General features: G+C 74.5%; 21 protein-coding genes and 5 pseudogenes. 11 read left to right on the forward strand and 15 right to left on the reverse strand.

Features of this window, described 5'->3' with window-relative positions; all coding sequences use genetic code 11:
* The first annotated feature begins 8 nt into the window (after positions 1–8).
* From REH70_RS04500 to REH70_RS04510, 3 genes are all read left to right on the forward strand, one after another.
* Complete coding sequence (locus REH70_RS04500) at positions 9–1,340, forward strand: plasmid pRiA4b ORF-3 family protein (protein WP_310752651.1); 1,332 nt, start codon at positions 9–11, stop codon at positions 1,338–1,340.
* 73 nt (positions 1,341–1,413) lie between these two features.
* Complete coding sequence (locus tag REH70_RS04505) at positions 1,414–2,343, forward strand: NADP-dependent oxidoreductase (RefSeq protein ID WP_310752654.1); 930 nt, start codon at positions 1,414–1,416, stop codon at positions 2,341–2,343.
* An 80-nt stretch (positions 2,344–2,423) separates the two neighbouring features.
* Complete coding sequence (locus tag REH70_RS04510; RefSeq protein ID WP_310752656.1) at positions 2,424–2,669, forward strand: hypothetical protein; 246 nt, start codon at positions 2,424–2,426, stop codon at positions 2,667–2,669.
* Between the two features lie 46 nt (positions 2,670–2,715).
* Here the strand turns inward: REH70_RS04510 and REH70_RS04515 are convergent, their stop codons facing one another.
* The 10 genes and pseudogenes from REH70_RS04515 to REH70_RS04555 form a co-directional block, all read right to left on the reverse strand.
* Positions 2,716–3,300 (reverse strand): zinc-binding dehydrogenase, encoded by a 585-nt coding sequence (locus REH70_RS04515; RefSeq protein ID WP_310752658.1) that lies wholly within the window; start codon positions 3,298–3,300, stop codon positions 2,716–2,718.
* A gap of 95 nt (positions 3,301–3,395) precedes the next feature.
* Positions 3,396–3,551, reverse strand: a pseudogene (locus REH70_RS20380) (alcohol dehydrogenase catalytic domain-containing protein); the annotation flags it as partial.
* Positions 3,515–3,742, reverse strand: a complete 228-nt coding sequence (locus REH70_RS04520; RefSeq protein ID WP_310752659.1) for a hypothetical protein — start codon at positions 3,740–3,742, stop codon at positions 3,515–3,517. The gene REH70_RS04520 and the pseudogene REH70_RS20380, both read right to left, overlap by 37 nt.
* Before the next feature lie 59 nt (positions 3,743–3,801).
* A complete protein-coding gene (locus REH70_RS04525; RefSeq protein ID WP_310752661.1) occupies positions 3,802–4,866 on the reverse strand; it encodes an Lrp/AsnC family transcriptional regulator in 1,065 nt (354 codons plus the stop codon).
* An 11-nt stretch (positions 4,867–4,877) separates the two neighbouring features.
* Positions 4,878–5,795, reverse strand: a complete 918-nt coding sequence (locus tag REH70_RS04530; protein ID WP_310752663.1) for an alpha/beta hydrolase — start codon at positions 5,793–5,795, stop codon at positions 4,878–4,880.
* A 202-nt stretch (positions 5,796–5,997) separates the two neighbouring features.
* Positions 5,998–7,104 (reverse strand): annotated as a pseudogene (locus REH70_RS04535) (M24 family metallopeptidase); the annotation flags it as partial.
* Entirely contained in the window at positions 7,094–7,996 is a 903-nt protein-coding gene (locus REH70_RS04540; protein ID WP_310752665.1) for an ABC transporter permease, read from the reverse strand. The gene REH70_RS04540 and the pseudogene REH70_RS04535, both read right to left, overlap by 11 nt.
* Complete coding sequence (locus tag REH70_RS04545; protein ID WP_310752666.1) at positions 7,993–8,955, reverse strand: ABC transporter permease; 963 nt, start codon at positions 8,953–8,955, stop codon at positions 7,993–7,995. The genes REH70_RS04540 and REH70_RS04545 overlap by 4 nt, the downstream gene beginning before the upstream one ends.
* A 43-nt stretch (positions 8,956–8,998) precedes the next feature.
* Positions 8,999–10,648 carry an ABC transporter substrate-binding protein gene (locus REH70_RS04550; RefSeq protein ID WP_310752667.1) on the reverse strand — a complete coding sequence of 550 codons (1,650 nt, stop codon included), beginning with the start codon at positions 10,646–10,648 and terminating at the stop codon, positions 8,999–9,001.
* Positions 10,648–11,856 carry a membrane dipeptidase gene (locus REH70_RS04555; protein WP_310752669.1) on the reverse strand — a complete coding sequence of 403 codons (1,209 nt, stop codon included), beginning with the start codon at positions 11,854–11,856 and terminating at the stop codon, positions 10,648–10,650. The genes REH70_RS04550 and REH70_RS04555 overlap by 1 nt, the downstream gene beginning before the upstream one ends.
* A 231-nt stretch (positions 11,857–12,087) precedes the next feature.
* Here REH70_RS04555 and REH70_RS04560 point away from each other — a divergent pair, with 231 nt between their 5' ends.
* Positions 12,088–12,693, forward strand: a complete 606-nt coding sequence (locus REH70_RS04560; RefSeq protein ID WP_310752671.1) for an ATP-binding cassette domain-containing protein — start codon at positions 12,088–12,090, stop codon at positions 12,691–12,693.
* Positions 12,606–13,862, forward strand: a complete 1,257-nt coding sequence (locus tag REH70_RS04565) for an ABC transporter ATP-binding protein (RefSeq protein WP_310752673.1) — start codon at positions 12,606–12,608, stop codon at positions 13,860–13,862. Before REH70_RS04560 ends, REH70_RS04565 begins: the two co-directional genes overlap by 88 nt.
* A gap of 18 nt (positions 13,863–13,880) precedes the next feature.
* On the opposite strand, the gene REH70_RS04570 is transcribed toward REH70_RS04565, so the two are convergent.
* Entirely contained in the window at positions 13,881–15,083 is a 1,203-nt protein-coding gene (locus tag REH70_RS04570) for a DUF2252 domain-containing protein (RefSeq protein WP_310752675.1), read from the reverse strand.
* A 647-nt stretch (positions 15,084–15,730) separates the two neighbouring features.
* Between REH70_RS04570 and REH70_RS04575 the strand changes: the two genes are divergently transcribed.
* Positions 15,731–16,582 carry a PPC domain-containing protein gene (locus REH70_RS04575; protein WP_310752677.1) on the forward strand — a complete coding sequence of 284 codons (852 nt, stop codon included), beginning with the start codon at positions 15,731–15,733 and terminating at the stop codon, positions 16,580–16,582.
* A gap of 112 nt (positions 16,583–16,694) precedes the next feature.
* Here the strand turns inward: REH70_RS04575 and REH70_RS04580 are convergent, their stop codons facing one another.
* The 3 genes and pseudogenes from REH70_RS04580 to REH70_RS04590 all read right to left on the reverse strand — a co-directional run bounded on the left by REH70_RS04580 (position 16,695) and on the right by REH70_RS04590 (position 19,420).
* On the reverse strand, positions 16,695–17,555 hold the full coding sequence (locus REH70_RS04580; protein ID WP_310752679.1) for a hypothetical protein: 861 nt from the start codon (positions 17,553–17,555) through the stop codon (positions 16,695–16,697).
* A 59-nt stretch (positions 17,556–17,614) separates the two neighbouring features.
* Entirely contained in the window at positions 17,615–18,493 is an 879-nt protein-coding gene (locus REH70_RS04585; RefSeq protein ID WP_310752681.1) for an ROK family protein, read from the reverse strand.
* Positions 18,490–19,420 (reverse strand): annotated as a pseudogene (locus REH70_RS04590) (SIS domain-containing protein). The gene REH70_RS04585 and the pseudogene REH70_RS04590 overlap by 4 nt, the downstream one beginning before the upstream one ends.
* Positions 19,421–19,593: 173 nt before the next feature.
* On the opposite strand from REH70_RS04590, the pseudogene REH70_RS04595 reads away from it, so the two are divergent.
* Positions 19,594–20,375 (forward strand): annotated as a pseudogene (locus REH70_RS04595) (DeoR/GlpR family DNA-binding transcription regulator).
* On the forward strand, positions 20,372–21,922 hold the full coding sequence (locus REH70_RS04600) for a Gfo/Idh/MocA family oxidoreductase (protein ID WP_310752683.1): 1,551 nt from the start codon (positions 20,372–20,374) through the stop codon (positions 21,920–21,922). Before REH70_RS04595 ends, REH70_RS04600 begins: the two are co-directional and overlap by 4 nt.
* Here the strand turns inward: REH70_RS04600 and REH70_RS04605 are convergent.
* Positions 21,860–22,800, reverse strand: a pseudogene (locus REH70_RS04605) (DUF4862 family protein). The gene REH70_RS04600 and the pseudogene REH70_RS04605 sit on opposite strands and share 63 nt — an antisense overlap.
* 340 nt (positions 22,801–23,140) lie before the next feature.
* On the opposite strand from REH70_RS04605, the gene REH70_RS04610 reads away from it, so the two are divergent.
* From REH70_RS04610 to REH70_RS04620, 3 genes are all read left to right on the forward strand, one after another.
* Entirely contained in the window at positions 23,141–24,391 is a 1,251-nt protein-coding gene (locus REH70_RS04610) for an FAD-binding oxidoreductase (RefSeq protein ID WP_310752687.1), read from the forward strand.
* 82 nt (positions 24,392–24,473) lie between these two features.
* The gene (locus REH70_RS04615; RefSeq protein ID WP_310752689.1) at positions 24,474–24,566 is read left to right on the forward strand and encodes a BBE domain-containing protein; all 93 of its coding nucleotides are present in this window, start codon (positions 24,474–24,476) and stop codon (positions 24,564–24,566) included.
* Positions 24,567–24,599: 33 nt separating this feature from the next.
* The gene (locus REH70_RS04620) at positions 24,600–25,292 is read left to right on the forward strand and encodes a TetR family transcriptional regulator (RefSeq protein WP_310752691.1); all 693 of its coding nucleotides are present in this window, start codon (positions 24,600–24,602) and stop codon (positions 25,290–25,292) included.
* Positions 25,293–25,300: the final 8 nt, after the last annotated feature.

Here is a 25,300-nt window from a genome sequence, read left to right on the forward strand (position 1 = left end):
ATGTCCCCATGGCTGTCGACATGCTCCGCCTGCGCATCGAGCTCGAGGACGTCGAGCCGCCGATCTGGCGGGCGGTGCAGGTCCCGACCGACCTGACGCTGGACGACCTGCACACGGTGATCCAGGTGGCGATGGGCTGGACGGACAGCCACCTGCACCGGTTCACCGTCGGCGAGCCGTGGGATCCCGCTGCCCGGAGCTTCGTCACGGCGGAGGACATCGCCGAGGGGGAGCGGGGTGAGCCCGAGAGCGGCGTCGCGATCGGTGCGGTGCTCCGCGAGGCCGGCGACGAGCTGCGCTACACCTACGACTTCGGCGACGGGTGGAACCACGTCGTGCGGCTGGAGGGGACGACGTCGTCGGCGGACGGTGCGCCTCGGTGCGTCGCCGGGCAGCGCGCCTGCCCACCGGAGGACTGCGGCGGCGCACCGGGGTACGAGGAGCTGGTCCACCGGTGGAGCCCGTCACGGCGCGCGCTCGCGGACCGCTTCGACGTCGCCGAGGCGCAGCGGCTGCTCCAGCTCGTGCTCGCCGGGCCCCACGGGGACGGCTCCGCGGCGCCCCTGCCGGGTGCCCCGGCGACCTCCGACCTCCCGTCGCCGGTGGACTCGCTGCCCGAGCCGTTGCGTGACCTGCTGGCCCGTGCCGGAGGACCGCACCGGGCGGCGTTGGTCAGCCTCGTGGAGGCGGCGCGGGTGGACCGGCCGGCACTGGTGGACGTCGCGACGGCGGCGCGGATGGTGGCGCCGGTGGCGTGGATGGTCGGGCACGTCAGGGTGCGCGGGGTGCCGCTGACGTCGGCGGGCTACCTACGGCCCGACGACGTGCAGGCGGTCGCGCACGCGCTGCGGATCGACCGGGAGTGGATCGGCACGCTCAACCGCGAGGCGCACACGGTGCCGGTGCTGCTCTTCCGCGAAGCCCTGCAGCGCGCCGGGGTGCTGCGGCTCGCCCGGGGACGCCTGCATGCGACCCGCACCGCGGCCGCGCTCGTCGACGACCCGGTCGGCCTGTGGCGGCACCTCGCCGAGCGGCTGCCCGTCGGCCAGGGCGCCGCGCGCGACGCCGGCCTGCTCGTCCTGCTCCGCATCGCCGGGCACGACGGCGGGTCGTCCCCCGTCGACGAGGCCGCGGCGATGGCCGCTCTCGGGTGGCGGCACCGCGACGGCGGCGCGCTCGTCCCGGGCGACGTGAGCGGGCTCGCGGAGCACACGGTGGCCGTGCTGCGTCGGTGTGGTGCCTTCGGTGACCCGGGCGCGGGCGCGGGCGTAGGCCGGTCGACCGTCCCGACGCCCGAGGGGTCGGCCCTCGCGCGCGCCGCGCTGCAGAGCTGGCGCTGAGGCCCGCAGCGCGACGCCTGCCCGTGCGGCTCCTGGCCGTGCGGGGCCGGTGGCGTCGACCTAGCGTGGCCGCATGCAAGCCATCGGTGTCACCACGGTCGGCGGTCCGGGGCAGCTGCAGGTCCTCGAGCTGCCGGAGCCGGAGCCGGGCCCCGGCGAGCTGCGCATCGCCGTCCGGGCGGCCGCGGTGAACCCCACGGACGTGGGACTGCGGGAAGGCATGGGGATCCCCGACGGGCTGGCGCCGCCGTACGTCCCCGGGATGGACGCCGCCGGTGTCGTGGACGCGATCGGCGCGGGCGTCGAGCTGTCCGTCGGCGACCGGGTCTGCGCCGTCGTGAACCCGCGCCGGCCGCAGGGCGGCGCGTACGCGGAGAAGGTCGTCGTCCCGGCCACGTCCGTCGCGCGGCTGCCGGACGGGATGGACCTCGTCGAGGCCGCGACCCTGCCGCCCAACGGGCTCACCGCGGTGCGTGCGCTGGAGGTCCTCGACCTGCCGTTCGCCGGGACGGTCGCGCTCACCGGTGCCGCCGGAGCGGTCGGCGGGTACGCGATCCAGCTCGCCGCCCACCGCGGGTTCCGCGTCGTGGCGGACGCGTCCGAGCAGGACCGGGACCTCGTCACCGGGCTGGGTGCGCACACCGTGGTGCCGCGCGGACCGGGCTTCGGCGAGGCGGTCCGCGCGGTGGAGCCCGGCGGCGTCGACGGGGTCATCGACGCGGCGCTCCTCGGGACCGACGTCCTGGCGGGCGTGCGGGACGGCGGCGTGATCGCGGCCGTCCGCCCGTTCGACGGCGAGCCCGACCGCGGGATCCGGGTCTACCTCGTCACGCCGGCCGACTACCTGCACCGCGGTGACGACCTCGCCGAGCTCGTGCGCCTCGCCGACCAGGGCGTCGTCACGCTGCGGGTGGCGGCGACGCTGCCGGCCGACGGGGCCGCGGAGGCCCACCGCCGCCTCGCGGCCGGCGGGGTGCGCGGTCGTCTCGTCCTGACGTTCTGAGCCCGGGCTGGGCGCGCGGGACCGGGCCAGCGGAGGCAGGCTGGACGCGTCGCCATCGGTCCACGCGTGAGGAGTTCGACATGCCCAGCTTCCTGGTCTCCGGCACCGCCGTCCCGACGTCCGTGACGGGGGACGTGTCCGGCATCGACGACGCCGTGGCGGGCGAGGAGGGCGTCACGGTCGAGACCGCGACACGCGGCGTCGACGACGGCGAGGTCCAGTTCACCCTGCGCATCACCGCGCCCGACGCCGACGGCGCGCTGCAGATCGGGCGGCGGATCGGTGACCGCCTGAGCCCGGGGTCGAGCGTCACGCTCGTGGAGTGACGCTCCCGTCTCCCCCGGAGGGTCGCCGGGCGCCGCGCCCGCCACGTCACGGCTCGACGAGGACCTTGCCGAACTGGTGGCGGCCCTCGAGCACGCGGAGAGCGTCCTCGACCCGCTCCAGCGGGTGCACGGAGTCGACGACCGGCTCGAGGCGCCCGGCGCACACGAGCTCCCAGACGGCGTCGAGGTCACCGCGTCCACCCATCGGCGCGCCGAGGATCGACCGGTGGGACTGGTACAGCTCGCGGATCGAGAGGTCGGGACTGTCACCCGTCGTCGCACCGTACGCGCACAGCCGACCGCCCATCGCGAGGGCGTCGATGCTCGCGCGCCACGAGGCCGCACCGGCGCCGTCGAGCACGACGTCGACGCCGCGGCCACCGGTCCGCCCTCGCACCCACGCGGCGACGTCGTCCCGGGTGTAGTCGACGCCGCCCGCGGCGCCCAGCGCGACGGCGCGCTCGATCTTCCAGTCGGCGCTGCTCGACACGAAGACCGTGGCCCCGGCGAGCAGCGCGACCTGCAGGCCCGCGGTGGCGACGCCCCCGCCGATGCCGGTGACGAGCACGGTCTCGCCGGGCCGCAGCCGCCCCGCGGTGACGAGGGCGCGCCACGCGGTCGTGAACGCCACCGGCGACGCGGCGGCCCGGCGCGCGTCGAATCCGGCGGGCAGGGGAGGAGGCTCCGCGCGGGCGCGACGGCGTACTCCGCGAGCCCGCCCCAGCACTGCTCGCCGAGGTTGCCGTACGCGGGACACATCGACGTCTCGCCCACCCGGCAGGCGCGGCAGGTGCCGCAGCACAGCGTCGGCTCGACGAGCACGACGTCGCCCGGGGACCAGGCGGTCACCCCGGCGCCGGTCGCCACGACCGTCCCGACCACCTCGGCGGCCGGGACGAGGGGTACCGCACCGGCCGCATCCCGGGCCCCCGTGACCCGCCCCGCAGGAACAGGTCCTTGCGGTTGAGCGCCGTCGCGCGGACCCGCAGCAGGACCTGCCCGGAGCTCGGCTCGGGGACCGGCACCCGCTCCAGACCGGCGTGACCCGGCTCTCGGACGACGTAGGCGAGCATGTCGCCGGGGACCGCCGGAACGGCGGGGACCGCGGGGACCACGGAAACCGCGGGGGCCGTCACCGCAGCGTGTCCGCCGGCAGGGCCACCGGCACCGGGTGCGGCAGGTCCGTGCCGTCCTGCTCGAGCTGCGCACGCCACCACGGCGTCTCGACACCACCGCGCTTGAGGAACACGAGCTCCATCGCCGCGTTCCACCCCTGCACGCCCTCGAGCTGGGCGAGCGTCGACAGGAAGAACCGGTGGAGCTCGGCGGCGGACGTCGTGATGACCTCGCAGAACAGGGAGTTGTCGTCGAGCAGGGCGGCCAGGTACCGGACCGACCGGTGGGCCGCCAGGGCGCGCGCGACGGCGTCGAGCCGCGACGGCGCCACCTGGACGGTCACCAGCGTCTCGGTCCCCATGCCCAGCGCCGCCGAGCGCGCGAGCGTGACGATGTCGACCCATCCCGCCGACCGCATCCGGTCGAACCGGCGCCGGACGCTGCTCTCGTTGAGCCCGACGGAGTCCGCCACGGCCTGGAACGTGTCGCGGCCGTCCTGCTGGAGCCGGTCGAGGATGGCCCAGTCCGCGGCGTCCAGGTGCGGCACGTCCGTCGGCTCCGCGCGGCCGAGCTCGCTCGGGTCGACCGCGTCCGGCAGCTGCGGGTCGCGCCCGGACAGCTGCCGGCTCCAGTCGTGCGTCACCTTGTACACGGACAGGATGAGGTCGCTGCGCGAGCGCTCGACGCCGTCCACGCCGTGCAGGTCGGTCATCAGCCCGGGGTAGCGGCTGACGCCGCCGTAGACGACCAGCTCGGCGAAGATGTCGAACTTGCCGGTGACGATGGTGCAGAACCGGACGTCCGGACGCGCCACCAGCGCCGCCGCGACGTCGGCGTGCGTCCCGGGCGTGCAGTTGATGCGCACCAGGAAGTTGTCGTAGGCGCCGTGCGCACCCAGGGCCGGCACCGCGGTGACCTTGACGACGCCGTCGGCCAGCAGCTGCTGGCCGCGGCGCGCCACGGTCGTGATGGGGCTGTCGACGGCTTCGGCCACCTTGCGCCAGGAGGCCCGTCCGTCCTGCTGCAGGGCGACGACGATCCGGGTGTCCAGGTCGTCGAGCTGCGCGAGCTGTCGGCTCACCCGCGCCCCGTTCAGTGCCCGCCGCCCGCCGGGCGGTGCGGCGGGTACACCTCATGCAGGAAGGCGCGCACGGTCGCGGTCCAGTCCTCCGCCTCCTCGATCTGCGGGGAGTGCCCGGACTTCTCGAAGATCGCCAGGCGCGCGTCCGGGACGAGGTCGACGATCGTCTCGCTGCAGGCCACCGGGGTGATCCAGTCGGTGCGACCGACCGTCACGAGGGTGGGTGCGGTGATCTGCGGGAGGAGCGGCTTGAGGTCGTACCCGGGCAGGTTCACGGCGAAAGCGTAGTTGTGGGCCTTGTACCGGTACGGCGTGGCCTCGACCTTGCGCTCGACGGCCGCCGGGTCGTAGACGAAGTCGTACAGCGGGAGGATCTCGCGCCAGCAGTCCCGCAGGTCGTCGTCGTCCCGGACCTCGCCGCGGTCGATGCGGTCGAACTTCTCCATGTCGATCGTCACGCGGTCCGACTGCAGCGCGTTCTCGCGGGCCAGGTGCGCGTTGCCGTTGTCGGCGGAGGTGTCCCGCAGCACGAGGGCCTCCACCCGGTCCGGGTAGCGGATCGCGTACTCCATCGCCATGAACCCGCCGTAGGAGCCCCCGGCGATCGCGACGGTCTCGGCGCCGGCCCACTCCCGCAGCGCGTCCAGGTCGGCGGCCCACTGCTCGTGGCTGAACGTGCCCGAGCCCTCGGAGTCCCCGCTGCCGCGGGCGTCGAACACCACGACGCGGTACTCGTCCGCGAGCCGGCCGAACGACGCCCGCGGCTCCGCGCGCGAGCCGAGGCCCGGCGCCCCGTGGTGGGTGAGGATCACCGGCGCCCCCTCGGGCCCCAGCACCTCCACGGCCAGCTCGTTGCCGTTGATCCGGACCCGCTGGGCCCCGGTGGTGGCGCGGGCGAACTCGGGGGAGACGTCGGGCTGGGTGCTCATGCGAAGGGCTCCAGGGTCGAGGGGGTCGGGCGGGGAGAGACGGAAGAGCGAGCGGCGAGCGGCGCGGTGATGCGCGGCGGTCAGAGCGGGACGACGCAGTCGTCGAGGTCGCGGGGGAGGACGTGAGCGGCTCGGAGCCGGTGTCGGTGACGAGCATGCTGTCGCTGATCCGGTAGCCGGCGTGGCCGGGGACGTAGATGCCTGGCTCGTTGGAGACCACCATGCCCGGCTGCAGGACGGTCGGGTCGCCGTCCTCGAGCCACGGCGGCTCGTGCATGCCGACCCCGATGCCGTGACCCTGCCGGTGCCGCAGGTACTGCCCGAGCCCGCGCTCGCGGATGACGGACAGGCACCGGGCGTTGCTGTCCCGGCACTCCACCCCGGGGGCGATCGCCCGGCCGCCCTCGGCCTGGGCGTCGCGGACGGCGTCGTGGTAGCGGCGCTGGTCCGCCGAGGGCTCGCCCAGGACGAACGTCCGCTCGCCCTCGACGAACCGCCCGCCGACCGCGCACCCGAGAGACAGCATGAACGTGTCGCCGGGTCGCAGCCGGTAGCCGGACGGCAGGCCGTGCGGGATCGCCGAGTTCGGGCCGGCGTAGACCAGACCGCCGGCGAGCGGTGACACCACGACGACGTCCGCGTGCTCGGCGTACATCAGCCCGGTCCCGGTGCGGGTCACGTGCGCGGCGAGCTCGGCCTCGCTCGGCAGCGCGCCTCCGGCCGCGACGGCGTCGGTCACCAGGGCGATGCCGGCGGCGAGCATGAGGTCGGTGATCCGGGCGGCCTCGCGGTGCAGCGCGATCTCGGCCGGCACCTTGACGGAGCGCGCGTGCGTGACGAGCTCGGTCGGCACCCAGGCGACGTCGTCGCCGAAGGCCCGGCTGGCCAGGGCGAGGCGGTGCTGGGTCATCGACGTGGTCAGCCCGACGCGCCGCGACCCGAGGGAGCCGGCTGCCCGGGCGAGCGCCGCGAACGGGCTCTCGAGGCCGGGGTACTCGGGGTAGGACACCAGCTCGGCGCGCGCGCCCTGCTCCTCGGCGTGCTGGCGCTCGAGCTCGGGGACCAGCAGCAGCGTCCGGCCGGACGTCTCCACCAGGGCGGCGACGGGCCGCTCGCACGGGTGGTGGAAGAAGCCGGTGAGGTAGGCGACGTCGTCGGGGTCGTCGGTGAGGACGGCGTCGAAGCCGGCCTCCTCGGCGCGGGCCCGGACGCCCGCCTGCAGGTGGTCGAGGACGTCCGGCGTCAGGCGCGGGGCGAAGCCCGCCGGGGAGGGGGCCCCGGTGGACGGGGTGAGCGTGTCAGCGGTCATGGTTCCTCGGGTTGCGGGCGTCGTTGTACGCGATGGACAGGAGGGTCGCGGAGAGCACGAGGGCGAGGATCGCCAGCGAGGGGAAGAGCGTCATCCACCACGCGCTCACCATGGCTCCGGACTGCTGGGCCTCGTAGAGGATGCGTCCCCAGGACCAGACGGTGGGGTCGCCGAGCCCGAGGAACGCCAGGCCGGCGGCCGAGAGCACCGCACGCGAGGCGGTCACCACGACCGAGACGACGATGACCGGGGTGACGGCGGGGATGACGTGCCGGCCGATGATCCAGCCGTGCCGGTTCGTCATCAGCCGGGCGGCGTCGACGTAGGGCAGGTGCACGACCGACAGCGCCTGGGACCGCACGAGCCGGGTGACCTCGGGCCAGGAGAACGCGGCGATCACCAGGATGATCGTCGTCGTGCTGGGACCGGCGAGCGCGGCGACGAGGATCATGAGGGGCAGCACCGGCAGGGACAGCGTGAGGTCCACGACGACGCCGACCACGGCGTCCACCGCGGGCACGTAGGCGCCGACGACCGCGATGAGGGTGCCGACCACGATCGCGATGACCGACGCGGCGGCGGCCACGAGGAGGGACTGCCGCGCGCCCCACACGACCTCCGCGTAGACGTCGCGCCCGAGGGCGTCGGTGCCGAACCAGTGCGCGCCGCTCGGCGGGTGCAGCACGTCGACGCTGAAGGACGCGGGGGGCTCGGACAGCAGCGGGGCCGCGACCGCGGCGACCGCCAGCCCGAGCAGGATGACCAGGGAGGCCATCCCCAGGGGCTGGCGGCGGAACGCGTGCCACGTGCCGCGTCCGGCGCGTGTGCCGCCGGTGGCGACCGGCTCGTTCGCGGGGACCAGCAGCTCGGTGTCGGGCAGGGGAGCCGTCATGACGCCTTCACTCTCGGGTCGAGGAATCCGTAGGCGATGTCGGTGAGCGTGTTGGCCGCCACCACGGTGACCGCGAGCAGGAGGAACGCGCCCTGCAGCACGGGGAAGTCGAGCTGGGTGACGGCCTCGTAGATCCCGCGGCCGACGCCCGGGTAGGCGAAGACCGTCTCGGTGAGGACCGCCCCGCCGACGAGGAAGCCGAGCTGCAGGCCGATGAGCGTGGTGGCCGGCAGGAGCGCGTTGCGCAGCGCGTGCTTCCACAGGATCCGCCGGTACGGCAGGCCGTTGGCCCGGGCGAGGACGGTGTAGTCCTCGTTCAGCGCGTCCACGACGGTCGCGCGCATGGTCAGGGCGTACGAGCCGAGCTGGATGAGCGTCAGCGAGACCGCCGGCAGGACGAGGTGCGACAGCACCGACCCGTACCACTCGAACCCGTAGACGTTCTGGCTGTACGCACCGCCGATCGGCAGCCAGCCCAGCTCCAGCCCGAACAGGTAGAGCAGGAGGATGCCGACGCTCGGCACGAACAGGGACTGCCCGGTGACGCCGACGACCTGGACGGCCTTGTCGATCAGGCCGCCCTTGTGGGCCGCCGCGATCACGCCGAGCGGGATGCCGATCACCACCGTGAGGAGCATCGCGGTCGCGGTCAGCAGCAGGGTCCACGGGATGCGCTCGAGCAGGATGTCGATCACGGGCAGGGACTGGGTGAACGACGTCCCGAGGTTCCCCTGCAGCAGCTGGCCCAGGTAGAGCACGTACTGCACGGGCAGGGGCTGGTCGAGGCCGTACTGGGTGAGCAGGGCCGCCCGCTGGTCCTCCGTCATGTTCGTGGCGGCGACGGCCAGAGCCGGGTCCCCGGGCAGAAGCCGCAGGAGGAGGAACGTCACGGTGACGGCGAACCAGACCGTGAGCAGGCCTCGTCCGAGGCGGCGCAGGACGAACAGGGCGATGGACATGGGCGGGCGGCCCTCTCTCAGCCGGTCGGGGTCGGGCCGGCCGTCAGCCGTCGGCCTTGCGGGCACTGGCGACGGACTCCGCGTGGACGATCGAGAGCAGCTCGCTGGGCTTGACGATGAAGCCCGACCACTCCGAGCTGTGCGCCACGTAGAGGTTCTGCGTGTACATGATGTTGTCGTAGACCTGCTCGTGGACGATCTGCGCGGCCTGCCGCATCAGGTCGATCGTCTCGTCACGGTCGGTGGTGACACCGGCCTGGGCGATGAGGTCGTTGAGCTCGGGGTCGTCGACGTGGGTGTAGTTGATCGCCCCGCCGGGGAGGTACGACAGCCGGAAGTTCGTGACCGGGTCGTCCATGATCGCGAAGTTGCCGGCGTAGATGTCGTAGTCGCCGGCGTTCGTCTGCGCGAGGTAGGTGTTGCGCTCCAGGCCCTGGAGCTCGATCGCGATGCCGGCCTGCGCCGCGCTGTCCTTGACGAGCTGGGCCCACTGGCTCGTGACGGCGTCCTGCAGGGAGTACAGGAGCCGGAACGTCACGGGGAACATCCCGTCGGCGCCGGCGGTGTAGCCGGCGTCCTCCATCAGCTGGCGGGACATCTCCGGGTCGAACGCGTACTCCTCGATGGACGGGTCGTAGTAGTCGGCGAGCACCGGCATGAGCGGGCTCGACCCGGTCGAGACGGCCTGGCCCTGGAGGACGACCTGACGGATCGTCTCGTAGTCCGCGGCGTGCGCGAGCGCCTGCCGCACCTCCGTCTTCGCCAGGTCCGGGTGGTCCATGTTGTAGACCATGTGCGCGTACCCCAGGCCGGGGACCTCGACGACCTCGAGGCCCTCGGTGCCGCGCAGCTGCTCCACCTGGGCCGGCGGCAGGGCGTTGGCGATGACGTCGACCTCACCGCTCTGCAGCGCGAGGATCTCGGTGTTCACGTCCGGCAGGACGCGGTACACGATCTGCGCCGGGATCGGCACGCCACCCTCGACGAGCGGGTAGCTGTCGGTGCGCTCGAGCGTGTAGCTCTGGCCCACCTGGACGTCGGTCAGCAGGTACGGGCCGGCGCTGACCCAGCCGCCGTCGCTGCCGTCGTTCGCGAACGTCGCGACCGAGCCGGCCGGCTCGAAGACGTGCTGCGGCACGACGTTGCCCCAGAACCCGATCTCGTCCACCAGCGAGGCGTCCGGCTCGGTGAGCTCGAACTCGACGCGGGTGTCGGAGACCGCCTCGGCGGACTCTTCGACGAACGTACCCATCTGGCCGTAGAAGGTCCCGGCGGGCTTGTCGCGCTTGACCGCGTTGAGCGTGTAGGCGACGTCCTCGGCGGTGAGCGGCTCGCCGTCGCTCCACACGAAGTCGTCGCGGATCTCGTAGAAGCCGGTGAGCTCGTCGACGTAGCCCCAGTCGGTCGCGAGGAACTCCTCCTTCGAGCCGTCCTCGGTGATCGACAGCAGGTGGGGGTACATGAGGTTGGTGACCCAGTAGTCGCTGCGGCTGTTGCCGATCAGCGGGTTGTAGTTCACGACGTCGGTCGTGGTCGCGATGGTCAGGGTGTCGTCACCCGCCACGGCTCCGCCGGCGGCGCTCTCCTCGGAGGTCTCGGCGGCCTCCTCGGGGGCCTCGGGCGCGCAGGCGGTGAGGACGAGTGCGGTGGCGGCTGCGAGGGCCGCCCCGGCGAGCGCTGAGGGACGACGCATCAGAACCAGACCTCCTCGAGAACGCGGACGATGTTGCCGCCGACGACCATGCGGATCTCGTCGTCGGAGTACCCGTGCTGGACGAGCCAGCCGATGATGTTGGTGAAGCACTCGGCCGGGTTCTCCAGGCCGTCGACGTAGGGGACCTCCTCGTACTCGACCCCGGCGTGGGCCTGGCCCAGCGAGAGGTTCGACGCGAACGCCTTGTGCAGGCCGACGTGGTCGCCGAAGAGCGTGTCGGGGCCGAACGCGACGTGCTCGATGCCGACGAGGTCGACGCAGTACACGAAGTGGTCCATGACCGACTCGAGGCTGTGCCGCGGGTGCTCGGGCGACAGCGTGGTGTGCGGTGCGGCCTCCAGGCCGATGACGCCGCCGCGGCGTGCGCACTCCACGATCGTCTCGTCGGTCTTCATGCGGTTCGTCGGCCAGACGGCACGCGCACCCGCGTGGGTGATGAAGACGGGCTTGGTGGACGCCTTGATGGTGTCCAGGCACGTCCGGTCGCCGGAGTGGGAGATGTCGATCGCGATGCCGAGCTTGTTCATCCGGGCGACGGCGCGCTCCCCGAAGTACGTCAGGCCACCGTCACCGCGCTCCTTGAGGCCGCTGCCGAGCGTGTTGGCCTCCGAGTAGGCGATGCCCATCTGGCGCACGCCGAACCCGTACAGGACGTCGAGCCGGTCGACCTCGTTCTCGATCATGGTCGAGGCCTCGAGCGCGAAGACGTGCGCGACGCGTCCGGTCTCGGCCGCGAGGCGGATGTCCGCGAGCGACTCGCCCTTGATGACGAAGTCCTGGTGGGCGAGGTCGGCCATCCGGACGCCCAGGTCGAAGAGCACGTCCTGGTACTTCCAGCCGGCGTCGCTGGAGATGCAGCACGTCCCGTCCATGCCGTTGTCGAACACGGCGGTCAGGCCGGAGCGGGACAGGCCCTCGTAGCCGGTGGGTTCGCGGCCCTGGCGGATGTGGTCGCGGAGCTGGCCCATGTCCTTGGGGAAGACCTGCACGTGCTCGTGCAGGGAGATGACCGTCTCCTCGGTGAGCAGGCGCCGGGCGCGCTCGGCCTGCTCGGTGGTCAGGTCCAGGCCGGCGTACTCCGGCACACGGCCGATCTGCTTGTCGTACTCGAAGACGCGGTAGTCGACGCCGGCCTCCAGGTACTCGTACGCGGTGTAGCCCGTGTACCGCTTCGCGGGTTCGAGCACGGGGGTCCTCCTTGGGTCGCGGGCGGTGCCCGCCGGGCCGGCGCGGGGGCGGCGGAGGCGGGCGCGTCCGGGATGGGTGGCGGGGTGAGTCGAGCGAGCTATCGGGACGAACCGGCTCACGGACCTCACTGTTGAGATTTTTCGGCGTCACGTCAACGAAAACGCCTCAGATCGGCAAGAGTTAACACGCCGGAAACATCACGGTGACGTGGACGGTGCACCATGGGCGACATGGCGACCTCCACCTCCGAGCTCCCCGGCGCCCGTGCGTCGCGTCCGCCGGTCCTGCGCGTGCGCGGCCTCGACGTCCGGTTCACGCCGACCGGCCGCGCACCCGTGGTCGCCGCCACCGGCGTCGACCTCGACGTCCGGGCCGGCGAGCTGGTCGCGCTCCTCGGCGAGTCCGGGTCGGGGAAGACCGTCACCGCGCGTGCCGTCATGGGCATCCAGGACCCGGCCGCCACGGTGACCGCACGCGAGCTGTCGCTCTCCGGGGTGGACCTCCTCGGCATGGACGAGGCGGCGCGCCGGCGGATCCGGGGCGAGCGGATGAGCATGGTCCTGCAGGACGCGCTGTCGTCCCTCAACCCGGTGCTCACCGTGGGCGACCAGATCGGCGAGGTCTTCCGCGTCCACCGCGGGCTGTCCCGCCGGCAGGCCCGGGCCCGGGCGGTCGAGCTGCTGGACCTGGTCGGCATCGCGCGCCCGGGGAGCGGGTCGACAACTACCCGCACCAGTTCTCCGGCGGCATGCGCCAGCGCATCCTCATCGCGATGGCGATCGCGCTCGAGCCCGAGCTGCTCATCGCCGACGAGCCCACCACGGCTCTCGACGTGACCGTCCAGGCGCAGATCCTGCGTCTGCTCGACGACCTGCGGCGCCGCCTGGACATGGCGGTCCTGCTCATCACCCACGACATCGGCGTCGTCACCGAGGTGGCCGACCGGCTCGCGGTCATGTATCGCGGCGAGGTCGTCGAGCAGGGCGACGCGGACGCGATCTTCGCCGCCCCGCAGGCCCCCTACACCCGCACGCTGCTCGGGTCGGCGCCCACGCCCGCGCCGCCGCGCGTCCTGCCCGATGCCGTCGTCGCGTCCGTCGCCACCACCACGACCGGCGCCCCGGCCACGACCGGCGCCCCGGCCGGGACGGGCGGCGCCGTGCCCGCCGACGACGTCGTCCTGCGCGCGACCGGGATCTCCCGCGTCTTCCACACCGGCTCGCGGCTGTCCCGGACGAGCGTGCACGCCGTCGACGGCGTCGACCTCACGCTGCGGCGCGGGGAGACGCTGGCTGTGGTGGGGGAGTCGGGCAGCGGCAAGTCCACGCTGGCGCGGATCCTCGTGGGGCTGGAGAGCGCCGACGAGGGCACGGTCGAGTTCCGGGGCACGGACGTGACCCGTCGGACGCACGGGCGCCGCGGGGCTCGCGCCGGGATCCCCATGGTGTTCCAGGATCCCTACACGTCGCTCGACCCCCGCATGCGGGTCCGCGACCTCGTGACCGAGCCGATGACCGTCCGGCGCACCGGGACGCGCGACGAGCGCTACGCGCGCGCGGCCGAGGTGCTCGACCTCGTCGGGCTCGGGGCGGAGGCGATGGACCGGTTCGCGCACCAGTTCTCCGGCGGGCAGCGCCAGCGCATCGGGATCGCCCGGGCGCTGGTGCGTGACCCGGACGTCCTCGTCTGCGACGAGCCGGTCTCGGCGCTCGACGTCACCATCCAGGCGCAGGTGGTGGACCTGCTCGTCGAGCTGCAGGAGCGACTGGGCGTCGGCATCGTGTTCATCTCGCACGACCTGTCCGTCGTGCAGAACCTCGCGCACCGCGTGCTGGTCATGCACCACGGCAAGCAGGTCGAGACCGGCGATGTCGAGCAGATCTTCGAGCGCCCGCGTGAGCAGTACACCCGTGACCTGCTCGCCTCCATCCCGCCGTTGACCCGGGCCGAGCGCGGCAAGCTCACCGGGGCCCGCTCCGCCGCGCCGTCGGGCTCGGCCGCGTAGGGCGGGCCGCCGCCGCCCTCACGGCCGGAACGCGCTCCCGACCCCCTCGAGGGCGCCGTCGGACACCGGCAGCTCACCACGCCGGACCGCCGCGACGAGCCGGGCGTGGTCGGCCTCGGTCTGGTCGGCGTAGGCCCGGGCGAAGCGGGCCATCGCCGCGTCGAGCTTGTCCGAGCGGCCGGCGTAGCCCGCGATCATCGACGCGCCGCTGGTGCGGGCGTGCCCCTTGGCGAGCAGGTGCCCGACGATGCCGGCGTAGTCGGCGAGCGCTGCGGCGTCCATCGCGTCCAGCGGGACGGTCCCCTTCATGTTGCGGAACTGCCGCACGTAGTACTGCCGGTCCCCGACGGTGGTCCAGCCCAGCAGCGGGTCGCTCACGGTCTGCAGCGCCTGCTGGTACTCCACCACCCGCTGGCCCTGGTGGGCGTGCCACGCGGAGTCGCCGTGCACGAACGGCGCGAGGACGGAGCGCCGGGCCTGCTTGAGCTGGAGGAACAGCACGTCGTCGGGGTCGCTGCCCTCGAGCAGGGCGACGTACGCGCGCAGGCCGACGCTGCCGACGCCGACGACCTTGTGCGCGAGGTCGACGAGCGTGTAGCCGCCCAGCACGCGGCGCCAGTGCGGGGCGAGGGTCTCGAGGTAGTCGTCCAGGGCGGCGGCGAGGTGCTCGGCCTCGTCGTCGGGGGCGTGGGTGATGAGCGGTGGCTGCTCGACGATGCGGCGCCGGCCCTCGTGCTCGTGCGTGAACTTCGGCAGGGCGCGGTCACTGGTCCGGGTGCGGGCCCGCCGGACGGCGCGCTCGATCTCGGCCCGGAGCGACTTCTCGGTCGCGGTCTCGTGCAGGCGCTGGACGTCGAGGCGGTTGTAGGACCGCATGAGCAGCGGCTGCTCGGCGAGGAAGACCACCTCGGCGCGGTAGGCGGCGACGCAGGACCGGACGGCGTCGGCGCAGTGGTCCTCGCTCGCGCCGTTCTGCCGTCCGGCCACCCAGATGCTCGCGACGAGGCGGCGCAGGTCCCACTCCCACGCGCCCGGGTGGGCCTCGTCGAAGTCGTTGAGGTCGATGACGAGCTCGCCCTCGGGCGAGGCGTAGAACCCGAAGTTGCCCAGGTGTGCGTCGCCGCAGATCACCGGGGTGATCCCGGTGGCGGGCAGCCCGGCGACGTCGTGGGCCATGACGACCGCCGTCCCGCGCAGGAAGCCGTACGGCGAGGTGATCATGCGGGCGACCCGGATCGGGACCAGGTCCGCGAGCCGGCCCTCGTGGGAGCGGCGGATCAGCTCGACGGGGTCGGGCCGGTCGTCCGGCGGCTCCCACTCGCCCAGAGCGGGCCGGGGGACCCCTGGCGCAGCGACCGCCCGAGGGCGAACCGCTCGCTGCGGGACGTCGGACGCCGCCGGAGCGAGCCGAACGCCTCGCCCCCTCGCCGGCCAACACCGTGTGCCGTCGCGGACTGGTCGTCACCGCAACCTCCCCGCTCGTGGTCGGACAGGTTGTACCAGACCCGCGGCGTCCGGGACCGGCCGAGCGACGGCCACCACCGGCGGTGCTCGCGGCGGTGGGGGACGGCCGGCGCCGTCCGGGGGACCGGCGCGCTCGGCGTTCTCCCCTGCCGATCGGGTCGAGACTCCTTGACGCGTGGGCTCGGGCGCGAGGACGCTTCGATGCCGGAGGCTGGACGGGCGCAGATGCCGTCCACGCCGCGGGACCGGTCGGGCCAAGGGGGCTCCATGTCGCGGACGCGGATGCGGCGAAGCGGTTGGGCTGCGGCGGTGCTGTCGGTGAGCCTGCTGGCTCTCGCTCCACCGGCCACGGGCGCACCCGGCGACGACGGGGACGACCTCGCGGGGGCCTCGGGTTCCAGCTCGTGCCGAAGGGCTCCGCCGACCAGCGGCGGGCGCCGGGCATGGTCGAGCCGAACCCGTACCTCAGCCTGCTGCCGGACCCGTCGGCGATCGACCGGCACGCGTGGAAGGCGCGCTCCGCCGCGGGATCCGCGGCGCGGGAGGAGAGCCGGTCCGCCGTGCCGGACGCCAGGACCGAGCAGCAGCGGACCGGCGGACGGCGGGGCGCGACCCCGCTGGTCGTCCAGGAGGCCGAGCCGGGCTCGGCGTGGGGCGTCAACGACACCCCGGCGACGGCCGAGCCCGTCCCGGGGTTCGGGTCCCGCCGCAGGGAGGCGTCGGCGGCGGACATCCGGGGCACGCTGTCGTCAGGCCCGGCGCCCGTGCCGTTCGCGTCACCGCCCGAGGACAACGGCTCGATCCCGCTGGCGGGCGCCACCGGCGTGAGCGCCGGCACGGCGATGCGCACGACGGGCACCATCGGTGACGGACCGCACGGCTCGGCGGGTGACGCCACGGGGGACCTGGACTTCTACGCCGTGCCGGTGGTCGCGGGGCAGCGGCTCGTCGTCGACACCGACACCGCCGGCGACGGGCTCGACACCGTCGTCATCGTCTGGGACGCGACCGGCGTCGTGATCGCGTCCAACGACGACGACGGCTCCGGCGGGTTCGACAGCTCGCTGTCGGTGCCGGTCCCCGCGACCGGTGACCTCTACGTGTCGGTGTCGGCGTACGGCTCGTACCCGACCGACCCGTTCGACTCCGCCAGCGGGTCCGGTGCCACCAGCGAGGGTGACTACGCGGTCACGTTCGCCCTCGACGCCACCGACGTCGACGTCTACGCGGTCCGGCTGCGGCCGGGGACGTCCTGAGCGGGTCGGTCACCGGCTCCGCGACCCGGCTGACCGTCCGGGCACCGTCGGCCGAGGGGAACGGGTGGTCTTCGGCTCCGGCCAGGACCTCAGCCTCCTGTACCCCCTGGCGTCACCGCTCGCCGGGGGCGGCAACGCCGTGGTCGACCACGTCGCCGAGACCGAGGGCCTGCACTACGTCGCCACGGAGGGCGCGCCGGGCGACTACGCCCTCACCCTCGAGGTCTACCGCCCGGGCCCGGGCGCCCGGGCCCGGCAGACGCTGTTCCTCGACTTCGACGGCGCGCGGGTCAACACCGGCATCTGGGGCGGGCCGGGCGTCCGGCAGCTCTCCCCGTTCTCGGGCTTCGTCACGGCGTGGGGCATCCCGGCGTGGCAGGAGGACGCGCTGGTCGACCGGATCGTCACGACCGTGACGGAGAACCTCGAGCGCGACTTCGCGCGGACCGGCGTGCGGGTCCGCGTGCTCGACAGCCGCCACCACGCCGACGGGTTCGGCCGACGCCCGCACGTGAGCCGCGTCGTCGTCGGCGGCACGATCGCCGAGTCCGGCATCCCGACCATCGGCATCGCGCAGTCCATCGACCCCGGCAACTTCGAGACGGCCGAGACCGCGCTCGTGCTCCTCGACGTCCTGTCCGCCCCACCGGACGAGCCCGCATCCCTCAACGCCTTCCTGCGGCCGGGGAGCGACCGGCTCAGGTTCGTGGGGACCGCGCTCGGCAACGTGGTGTCGCACGAGGCCGGCCACCTCCTGGGCAGCTGGCACGTCGAGCCGTTCAACGAGGTCGCGAACCTCATGGACTCGGGCGGGAACTTCGCCGTGCTCTTCGGCGTCGGCCCGGACGGTGTCGGCGGGACGGCGGACGACCCGGACGTCGACTTCGGCCCCGACACCCTCGATCCCTTCGAGGGCTTCACCGGCACGGAGGACACGTGGGTCCGGACGCGCTGGGCGCTCACCCCTGACCACCGGTCCGCGCCCCCGCGCGCCGGCCACGGCACGATCGACAGGCGATCCTCAGGCGTCCGTCATGACGTCAGCGCCGCGTCCCCTGCGAGCATGGCCGCCCCGAGCGCGCCCGCGCCGTCCCCGTGGTGGGCGACGACGAGCCGGGGCACCCGCAGCCCGGCGACCCGGCGCGCGAGCTCGGCGCGGATCGGCTCGAGCAGCAGGTCACCGGCCAGGGCCAGCCCGCCACCGACGACGATCGTCGAGGGCGCCACGGTCACCACGAGCCCGGCGAGCGCCCCGGCCAGCACGGACGCCGTCGTCCGCCAGACCTCGACCGCCGCGGGGTCGCCGGCCGCCACCCGGGCCGCGACGGCGCGGGCGTCCGGCTCCCCGGCGCGGCGCGCGGTGCCGGTGGCGGACGCGACCTCCTCGACCCGGGACCCGGCGAACGGCCCGTCCGCGAGGACGAGCTGCCCGATCTCCCCGGCCCAGCCGCCGGAGACGACCGGCCGGCCGTCGACGAGCACCGCGGCCGAGAGGCCCGTGCCGACGGCCATGAACGCCACGACGCCGTCGGCCCCCTGCGCCGCGCCCGAGCGGACCTCCGCGACCGCGCCGGCACGCACGTCGTGACCGAACGCGACCGGCCGGCCCAGCCGCTCCTCGAGCCGCGCGCGCAGGTCGAGGTCGCGCCAGCCGAGGGCGACCGACAGCACCGCGAGCCCGCGGTCCTCGTCGACCACCCCGGGGACCACGACGCCGACCGGGACGTCGTCGGGCACGTCGAGCGACGCGACCAGCGCGGCGATCGACTCCACGACGGCGGCGCCGCTCGGGTCGGGGGCCGTGGTGGCGGCGCGGCGCTCGGCGACCACGTGCCCGCCGGCGTCGACCCGCACGGCCTTGGTGCTCGTGCCGCCGACGTCGACGCCGACCCGATGGGCGGCCGGGCTCACGGCAGGATCACCGACCGGGTGAGGGACCGGGGGCTGTCGGCGTCCAGGCCGCGCCGGTTCGCCAGCGCGATCGCGAAGCGCTGAGCGACGACGAGGGCCGCTTGGGGGTCGAGGTCGTGCCGGACGAGGGTCGCCCCGGTGGCCGCGACCTCGTCCGTGAGCCCGGCCGGGGGCGCGCCGAACGACCAGACCAGGCGGCCCGGCTCCGCGATCGCGATCGGGCCGTGCCGGTAGTCCATGGCGGGGTACGACTCGGCCCACAGCTGGGCGGCCTCGCGGGTCTTCAGGGCCGCCTCGTGCGCCAGCCCGAGGCACCAGCCACGGCCGAGGAACGTGCACTGGTCGGCGTCGAGCAGGGCGTCGACCGGCACGTCCAGGGCGCGCACGCCGTCGGCGACGACCGCCTCGACGTCCGCGCCGAGGTGGGCCCGGAACAGCGTCAGGGCGGCCGTGGCGAACCGGGTCTGCACGACCGACTGCTCGTCGGCCCACGGCATCGGGACGACGTGCGTGGCGGCGTCGGCGGCGGGGAGTCCGGCACGGCGGTGACCAGCGTCGTCGTGCCGCCCAGGTCGGCGAGCAGGTCGACGACCTCGCTCGTGGTGCCGGACCGCGACAGCGCCACGACGCGGTCGTAGGTGCGCCCGCGCGGGTACTCCGACCCCGAGAAGGCGTCGGTCACCCCGTGCCCGGCCCCTCGCGCAGCGCGGCGTAGCTCATCGCGATGAACCAGCTCGTGCCGCAGCCGACGACGGCGACCCGCTCGCCCGGCTGGGGCAGGACGTCGCCGGCGGCGCCGGCGGCGCCGGCGAGCCGGGCGGCCTGCCGCCAGACGTCGGGCTGGGACGCGATCTCGGCGTCGACGAACGTGGACGGCACGGGGGCCTCCTCCCGCCGGCGCGGCGAAAGGTCTCCCCGCGCAGGCATCGAGCGAATATGCTGCGGTGCAGCCTCATCCGAGCAGAATCGCTCGGGGTCGTCAACGGAGCTCGGTCGTCAACGGAGTCGAGCCTCCACCACCCGAGTCCCGCGAGAGGTCGCCCGTGACGCAGCAGCAACGCCTCACCGCCGTGCTCGAGTTGGTCGGCCGCCGGGGCAGCGTGACCATCGCGGAGGTCGGCGACGCCCTCGGGGTGTCCAGCGCGACGGTGCGGCGCGACCTCGGCGTCCTCGCCGACCAGCGCCTGGTGACCCGCACGCACGGCGGCGCGTCCGCGCTGGGGTCCGGCTACGAGCTCCCGCTGCAGTACCGGTCCGCGCGGCAGGCCGAGGGCAAGGCGGCGATCGCCCGCACGGTGGCCACCATGGTGAGCGCCGGGGACTGCGTCGGCCTCAACGGCGGCACGACGACGACCGAGGTCGCCCGGGCGCTCGGCCGGGACGAGCGGCTGCGCACCTCGGCCGGCTCACCGGGGGTGACGATCGTGACGAACGCGCTGAACATCGCCTACGAGCTGTCGGTGCGCGAGCACGTGAAGATCGTGGTCACGGGGGCGTGCCCCGGCGCCAGTCGTACGAGCTGGTCGGACCGCTCGTCGGCTGCGCGCTGCGGGACCTCAGCCTCGACCTCGCGGTGCTCGGGGTGGACGGTCTCACCGCCGCCGGCGCCACGACCGTCGACGAGGGGGAGGCCGAGGTGAGCCGCCGGCTCGCCGCCGCCGCGCGCCGCGTCGTCGTCGTGGCCGACTCCACCAAGCTGGGGCGGGCGACCTTCGCGCGGATCGTGCCGCTCGACCACGCCGACGCGCTCGTGACCGACGCCGCCGTGCCGGACGACCTGGCCGCGGACCTCGACGCCGCCGGGGTCGAGGTCGTCGTCGCGGACGCCGGGTCGAGGTCGGCGCAGGCTGTGCCCGAGCGTGTCGGCGGGACGGACCGGTGAGCCGGCCGTCCGCGGCGGGGCTCGCCGTCGCCGTCATCGGGACGGGCTCGCGCGCGCAGATCGCCCTGCACGTCGCCGTCGCACGACCGGACGCGCGTGTCGTCGCCGCGGTCGACACCGAGGAGGCCGGGCGGCGTCGGGCCCGCGAGCTGTTCGGCGACGTCACCGTGCACGCCGACCACCACGCCCTGCTCGCGGCCGGCGGCATCGACGCGGCCATCCTCTGCACCCCCGACCACACCCACGCCGACATCGCCGTCGACCTGCTGCGCGCGGGCGTCGCGGTCTACGTCGAGAAGCCCCTGGCGACCACGCTCGCCGACGCCGACCGGGTGCTGACCGCCGCGGTCGACACCGGCGTGCCGCTGTACGTCGGGCACAACTTCCGTCACTCCGGGGTGGTCCGAGCCATGCGCGCGGTCATCGAGCGGGGCGAGATCGGCGAGGTCAAGGCCGTGTGGGTGCGGCACTTCGTCGGCAACGGCGGCGACTACTACTTCAAGGACTGGCACGCCGACCGCAGCAAGACCGGGACGCTGCTGCTGCAGAAGGCGAGCCACGACATCGACGTCGTGCACTACCTCGCCTCGGGCTACAGCCGCCGCGTGGTCGGCATGGGCGACCTCATGATCTACGGCGGGATCACCGACCGCCGCGAGCGCGTCGGCCAGACCATGCCGGACTGGTTCTCCTTCGACAACTGGCCGCCGGCGGCGCAGACCGGGATGAACCCCGTCGTCGACGTCGAGGACGTCTCGATGATGCTCATGCAGCTCGACAACGGGGTGATGGCGAGCTACCAGCAGTGCCACTTCACGCCGGACTACTGGCGCAACTACACGGTCATCGGCACCGAGGGGCGGCTGGAGAACGTCGGCGACACCGCGGGCGGCGTCGTGAAGGTGTGGGACCGCCGGCACGAGTGGCAGGTCGCGGGGGACCGGGAGTACCCCATCGAGGGCGTCGTCAGCGGCCACGCCGACGCCGACCTGCTGACGATGCGCGAGTTCCTCGACCTCGTGGTCGACGGCGTCCCGACCGTCGTCTCCCCCGTCGCCGCCCGGGAGGCGGTCGCCGCCGGCGCGCTCGCCGCGGAGTCGCTGCGGGACGGCTCGCGACCGCGCGACGTGCCGCCCCTGCCGCAGCACGTGCTCGACCACTTCGCCCGACCGCCGCGGCCCCGCCGGGACCCGGGAGTATCGCCCGGGAGCAAGCGGGACCGGGTGGTCGACTACGTCCTGCACGGGGCGCCGACGACCTTCACGATGGCCGACCTGCGCGAGGCGCTGCCCGGGATCGGTGACGGGACGATCCGCAGCACCCTCGGCCGGCTCACGGCGGCGGGGACGGTCACCCCCGGGCCACCCGCCGGGGGACGGGCTGGTCGCGGGTCTAACCCGCGAGCGCCATCACGCGCTCGACGTTCCGCGCGACCGCCGACGCCCGCTCGGCGGGGCCCGGGTCGTGCGGCCGGACGGCGACCTTCACGCCCACGAGGTCCACCGGCCCGGCGGCCGCGAGGGTGGCACGGACCGCGTCGTCGGTGAGGAGCGACGCCGGCTCGCCCGCCGGTGCCGGCAGGTCCCGCAGCGGGGGTGGGCGTCCGCCCAGGCCGGGCCGAACGCGCCGTCGCGGTCCGCGCAGCCGGACAGGACCACACCGACCAGGACACCCGCCCGCGCGGCCCGGGCGACGTGGTCGACCGGCCCGCGGGCGGAGCGGGCCTCGAGCGCCGAACGGCCCCAGTTCACGACGAGCCCCGCCGACGCGTGCCCCGCGGCGCGCAGCGCGACGACGACGTCGATCTCGGCGGCGAGGTCGAGGAACCCTTCGCCGGCGGCTGACCCGGGACGCGGGCGTCGCAGTGCTCCACCAGCACCCGGACGCCCCCGGCGCCGGTGCGGGTGTGGATGCCGGTGCGGGCGCCGGCGTCGAGCACGCCGGCCAGGCGCTCGGCGAACCGGGCCGCGCGTGCGCCGTCGGTCGCCGCCCTGTCCGCCGAGCCGTCCGTCGACTCGTGCGGCGACGTCGTCCCGGGGCGGGTCGGTGCGGAGACGACCCCGATCGCCGTGACGGCGCGCCGCCCCAGGCCCGCGTCGATCCGCGCCGCCGTCGACAGGCAGCGCTGCAGGTGGTCGACGGCGGCGTCGCCGCCGCGGTCGTCGGGCGACGCGAGGCCGAACGTGGGGTCCTGCGCCATCCGTGCCATGGTGCCCGGCACCGTCGTGAGGACGACGTCCCAGTGCGCCGGGATCAGCGGCAGGACGAGGTCGGCGTCCGGCAACCCGCCGTCCGCGTCGAGCGGCAGCTCCACCGCGCCGATGCCCGGGACGTCGTGCAGCCGTGCGTACACCGCGCGCACGGCGACCGGGTCGGTGGGCTCAGGGGTGAGGAGCGCCGGGTAGGCGCTGACCAGGATCGTCATCTCGCGGATGCTACTGACGCACCGCCCCGTCCGACGGAGGGTGCCGAGCCCGACGGAGGACCACGGTGCGCACGGTCCCCGGGGCTATCGGTGGGCCCCGGCGCCTCGCTAGCCTGGTGGACGAGACGCAGATCACAGGTCTCGGCGCGGCCCGCGTGGCTGGCGCCATGGTGGCGGTCCGGTTCCGCGCGCAGGCGCGGCTCGCCCCTCCCGGTGCGGCGACCGGGCGCGGCGCGGACGGGGCCGTCGGGTCGGCGGGTGCGTGGTCCCGCTCACGGCACGGCACGGCACGGGTCGGCGCGGCCCGACCATCCGCACGGACAGACATCCGGAGGGTGCCATGAGCCCCGCACCGCTGACCGACGACCTCCTGCACGGCTTGCGCGCCCGCGTCCGGGGCCGGGTGGTCGGTGCCGCCGACGACGGCTTCGACCTCGCGCGTGCGGTGTGGAACGGCATGATCGACCACCGCCCCGGCGTGGTCGTCCGTGCCGCGCACCCTGACGACGTCGCCCCGACCATCGCCTTCGCCCGCGCCCACGGCCTGGACCTCGCCATCCGCGGCGGGGGCCACAACGTCGCCGGCAACGGCAGCGTGGACGGCGGCGTCGTCCTCGACCTCGGCGAGCTCACCGCGGTCGAGGTGGACGCGGAGCGGTGCACCGTGCGGGTGGCCGCAGGTGCCACCCTCGCGCACGTCGACGCCGCGACCGCACGCCACGACCTCGCGGTGCCGATCGGCGTCGTCTCCGGCACGGGCATCGCCGGCCTCACCCTGGGCGGAGGGCTGGGCTGGCTCACCCGCCCGCACGGCCTCGCCGCGGACAACCTCCTGTCCGTCGAGCTCGTCACCGCGGACGGGGAGCGCCTCACGGTCGACGACACTCACCACCCGGACCTGCTCTGGGCGCTGCGCGGTGGTGGCGGGAACTTCGGCGTCGTCACCGCGTTCACGTTCCGCGCCCACCCGCTGGGACCGACGGTGCTCGGCGGGAACCTCGTCTACGGCGTCGAGCGCTGGCGTGAGGCGTGGACCGCGCTGCGCGAGTGGACCCGTGACCTGCCGGATGCCATGACGACGATCACCACGACCCTCACACCGCCCGCGCTGATGGAGGCGGGCGACGAGCCGCTGCTGATCGTCGGGTTCGCCTGGGCGGACGCGGACCGCGCCCCGGCCCGGGCGCTGGTCGACGCGCTGCGGAGCCGGGCGGCACCCGACGTCGACGACGACGTCGGGGAGGTCTCCTGGCTGGAGTGGCAGTCCGCCTTCGACCCCGCCTTCCCCCGCGGCGTGCGCGCCTACTGGCGCAACACGTCCTTCGACCGGCTCGACGACGACGTCATCGAGGTGCTCGTGCGCCGTGGCGCGGAGCAGCGGTGGCCGGGCACGGCGTTCGACGTGCACCACATGGGCGGCGCGTTCGGCCGCGTGCCGCAGGCGGCGACCCCGTTCCCCGGCGGGACGCCGGGTTCTGGCTCAACGTCTACGGGTTCTGGGCCGACCCCGCCGACGACGACGACCGCATCCGCTTCGTCCGCGGCCTCGCCGACGACATGGCGCCCTTCGCGACGGGCGGGCAGTACGTGAACTTCGAGGGCCGCACGATCGCGGGCCACCGCCCGGTCGACCTGCGTGCGCTCTACGGCGACGCGCGGCGTACGCGCGGCTCGTGGACGTCAAGCGCCGGTACGACCCCGCGAACGTCTTCCACGTCAACACCAACATCCCGCCGGACGGGTCACCACGGCGCCCAGCCTCTTGAACCTGTGCTGAACACGCGTATAGCGTGCTGTACGTGCGTTCAGCCAGTCCGTCCCGCCCGCCCCGTCAGGTCGCCGCCGACGACCTGACGACGCGCGCGCGCATCCGGGACGCCGCCGTGGCGCGGTTCGGGCGCGACGGGTTCGCCACGCCGCTGCGCACCATCGCCGCCGACGCCGGCGTCAGCGCCGGGCTGGTGATCCACCACTTCGGGACGAAGGACGGGCTGCGCGCGGAGTGCGACGCCCAGGTCCTCGCCGACATCCGCCACGCCAAGCACGAGAGCCTCGCCCAGGGCGGCGGCGGTCGCTTCCTGGAGTACCTGGCCACCGCCGAGCAGTTCGCCCCGACGTTCGGCTACGTCCTGCGCTCCCTGCAGCACGGCGGGCCGTTGGCCAAGGCCTTCGTCGACCACATGGTCGACGACGCCGTCGAGTACGTCGGTGCCGGCGTCGCGGCCGGCGTGATCGTCCCCAGCCGCGACGAGCGGGCCCGGGCGCGCTATCTCGTCCTGTCGTCCCTCGGCGCGACCCTCCTCCAGGCCGCCCTCGACCCGCCGGCGGACCCGGCGGACCTGGCGGGGGTCCTGCGCCGCCACTTCGACGCGATCGCCCTGCCCGCTCTCGAGCTCCACACCGAGGGCTTCCTCACCACGCGCCGGATGCTCGAGGACTACCTCGACTACGTCTCCGACCCGCCGGGTGCGCGCGACGAGGACGCTCGCTGACACCTCGC

It is taken from the genome of Cellulomonas sp. ATA003, from assembly GCF_031582905.1.
In the GTDB taxonomy this organism is placed as follows: domain Bacteria; phylum Actinomycetota; class Actinomycetes; order Actinomycetales; family Cellulomonadaceae; genus Pengzhenrongella.

Bases quoted from the DNA above. Each gene is read 5' to 3' on its own strand.
- REH70_RS04500 (WP_310752651.1), top strand. From the start codon at position 9: ATGGCTGTCGACATGCTCCGCCTGCGCATCGAGCTCGAGGACGTCGAG.
- REH70_RS04505 (WP_310752654.1), top strand. From the start codon at position 1,414: ATGCAAGCCATCGGTGTCACCACGGTCGGCGGTCCGGGGCAGCTGCAG.
- REH70_RS04510 (WP_310752656.1), top strand. From the start codon at position 2,424: ATGCCCAGCTTCCTGGTCTCCGGCACCGCCGTCCCGACGTCCGTGACG.
- REH70_RS04520 (WP_310752659.1), bottom strand. From the start codon at position 3,742: ATGCTCGCCTACGTCGTCCGAGAGCCGGGTCACGCCGGTCTGGAGCGG.
- REH70_RS04530 (WP_310752663.1), bottom strand. From the start codon at position 5,795: ATGAGCACCCAGCCCGACGTCTCCCCCGAGTTCGCCCGCGCCACCACC.
- REH70_RS04540 (WP_310752665.1), bottom strand. From the start codon at position 7,996: ATGACGGCTCCCCTGCCCGACACCGAGCTGCTGGTCCCCGCGAACGAG.
- REH70_RS04545 (WP_310752666.1), bottom strand. From the start codon at position 8,955: ATGTCCATCGCCCTGTTCGTCCTGCGCCGCCTCGGACGAGGCCTGCTC.
- REH70_RS04550 (WP_310752667.1), bottom strand. From the start codon at position 10,648: ATGCGTCGTCCCTCAGCGCTCGCCGGGGCGGCCCTCGCAGCCGCCACC.
- REH70_RS04560 (WP_310752671.1), top strand. From the start codon at position 12,088: ATGGCGACCTCCACCTCCGAGCTCCCCGGCGCCCGTGCGTCGCGTCCG.
- REH70_RS04565 (WP_310752673.1), top strand. From the start codon at position 12,606: ATGCGCCAGCGCATCCTCATCGCGATGGCGATCGCGCTCGAGCCCGAG.
- REH70_RS04570 (WP_310752675.1), bottom strand. From the start codon at position 15,083: ATGATCACCTCGCCGTACGGCTTCCTGCGCGGGACGGCGGTCGTCATG.
- REH70_RS04610 (WP_310752687.1), top strand. From the start codon at position 23,141: ATGAGCCCCGCACCGCTGACCGACGACCTCCTGCACGGCTTGCGCGCC.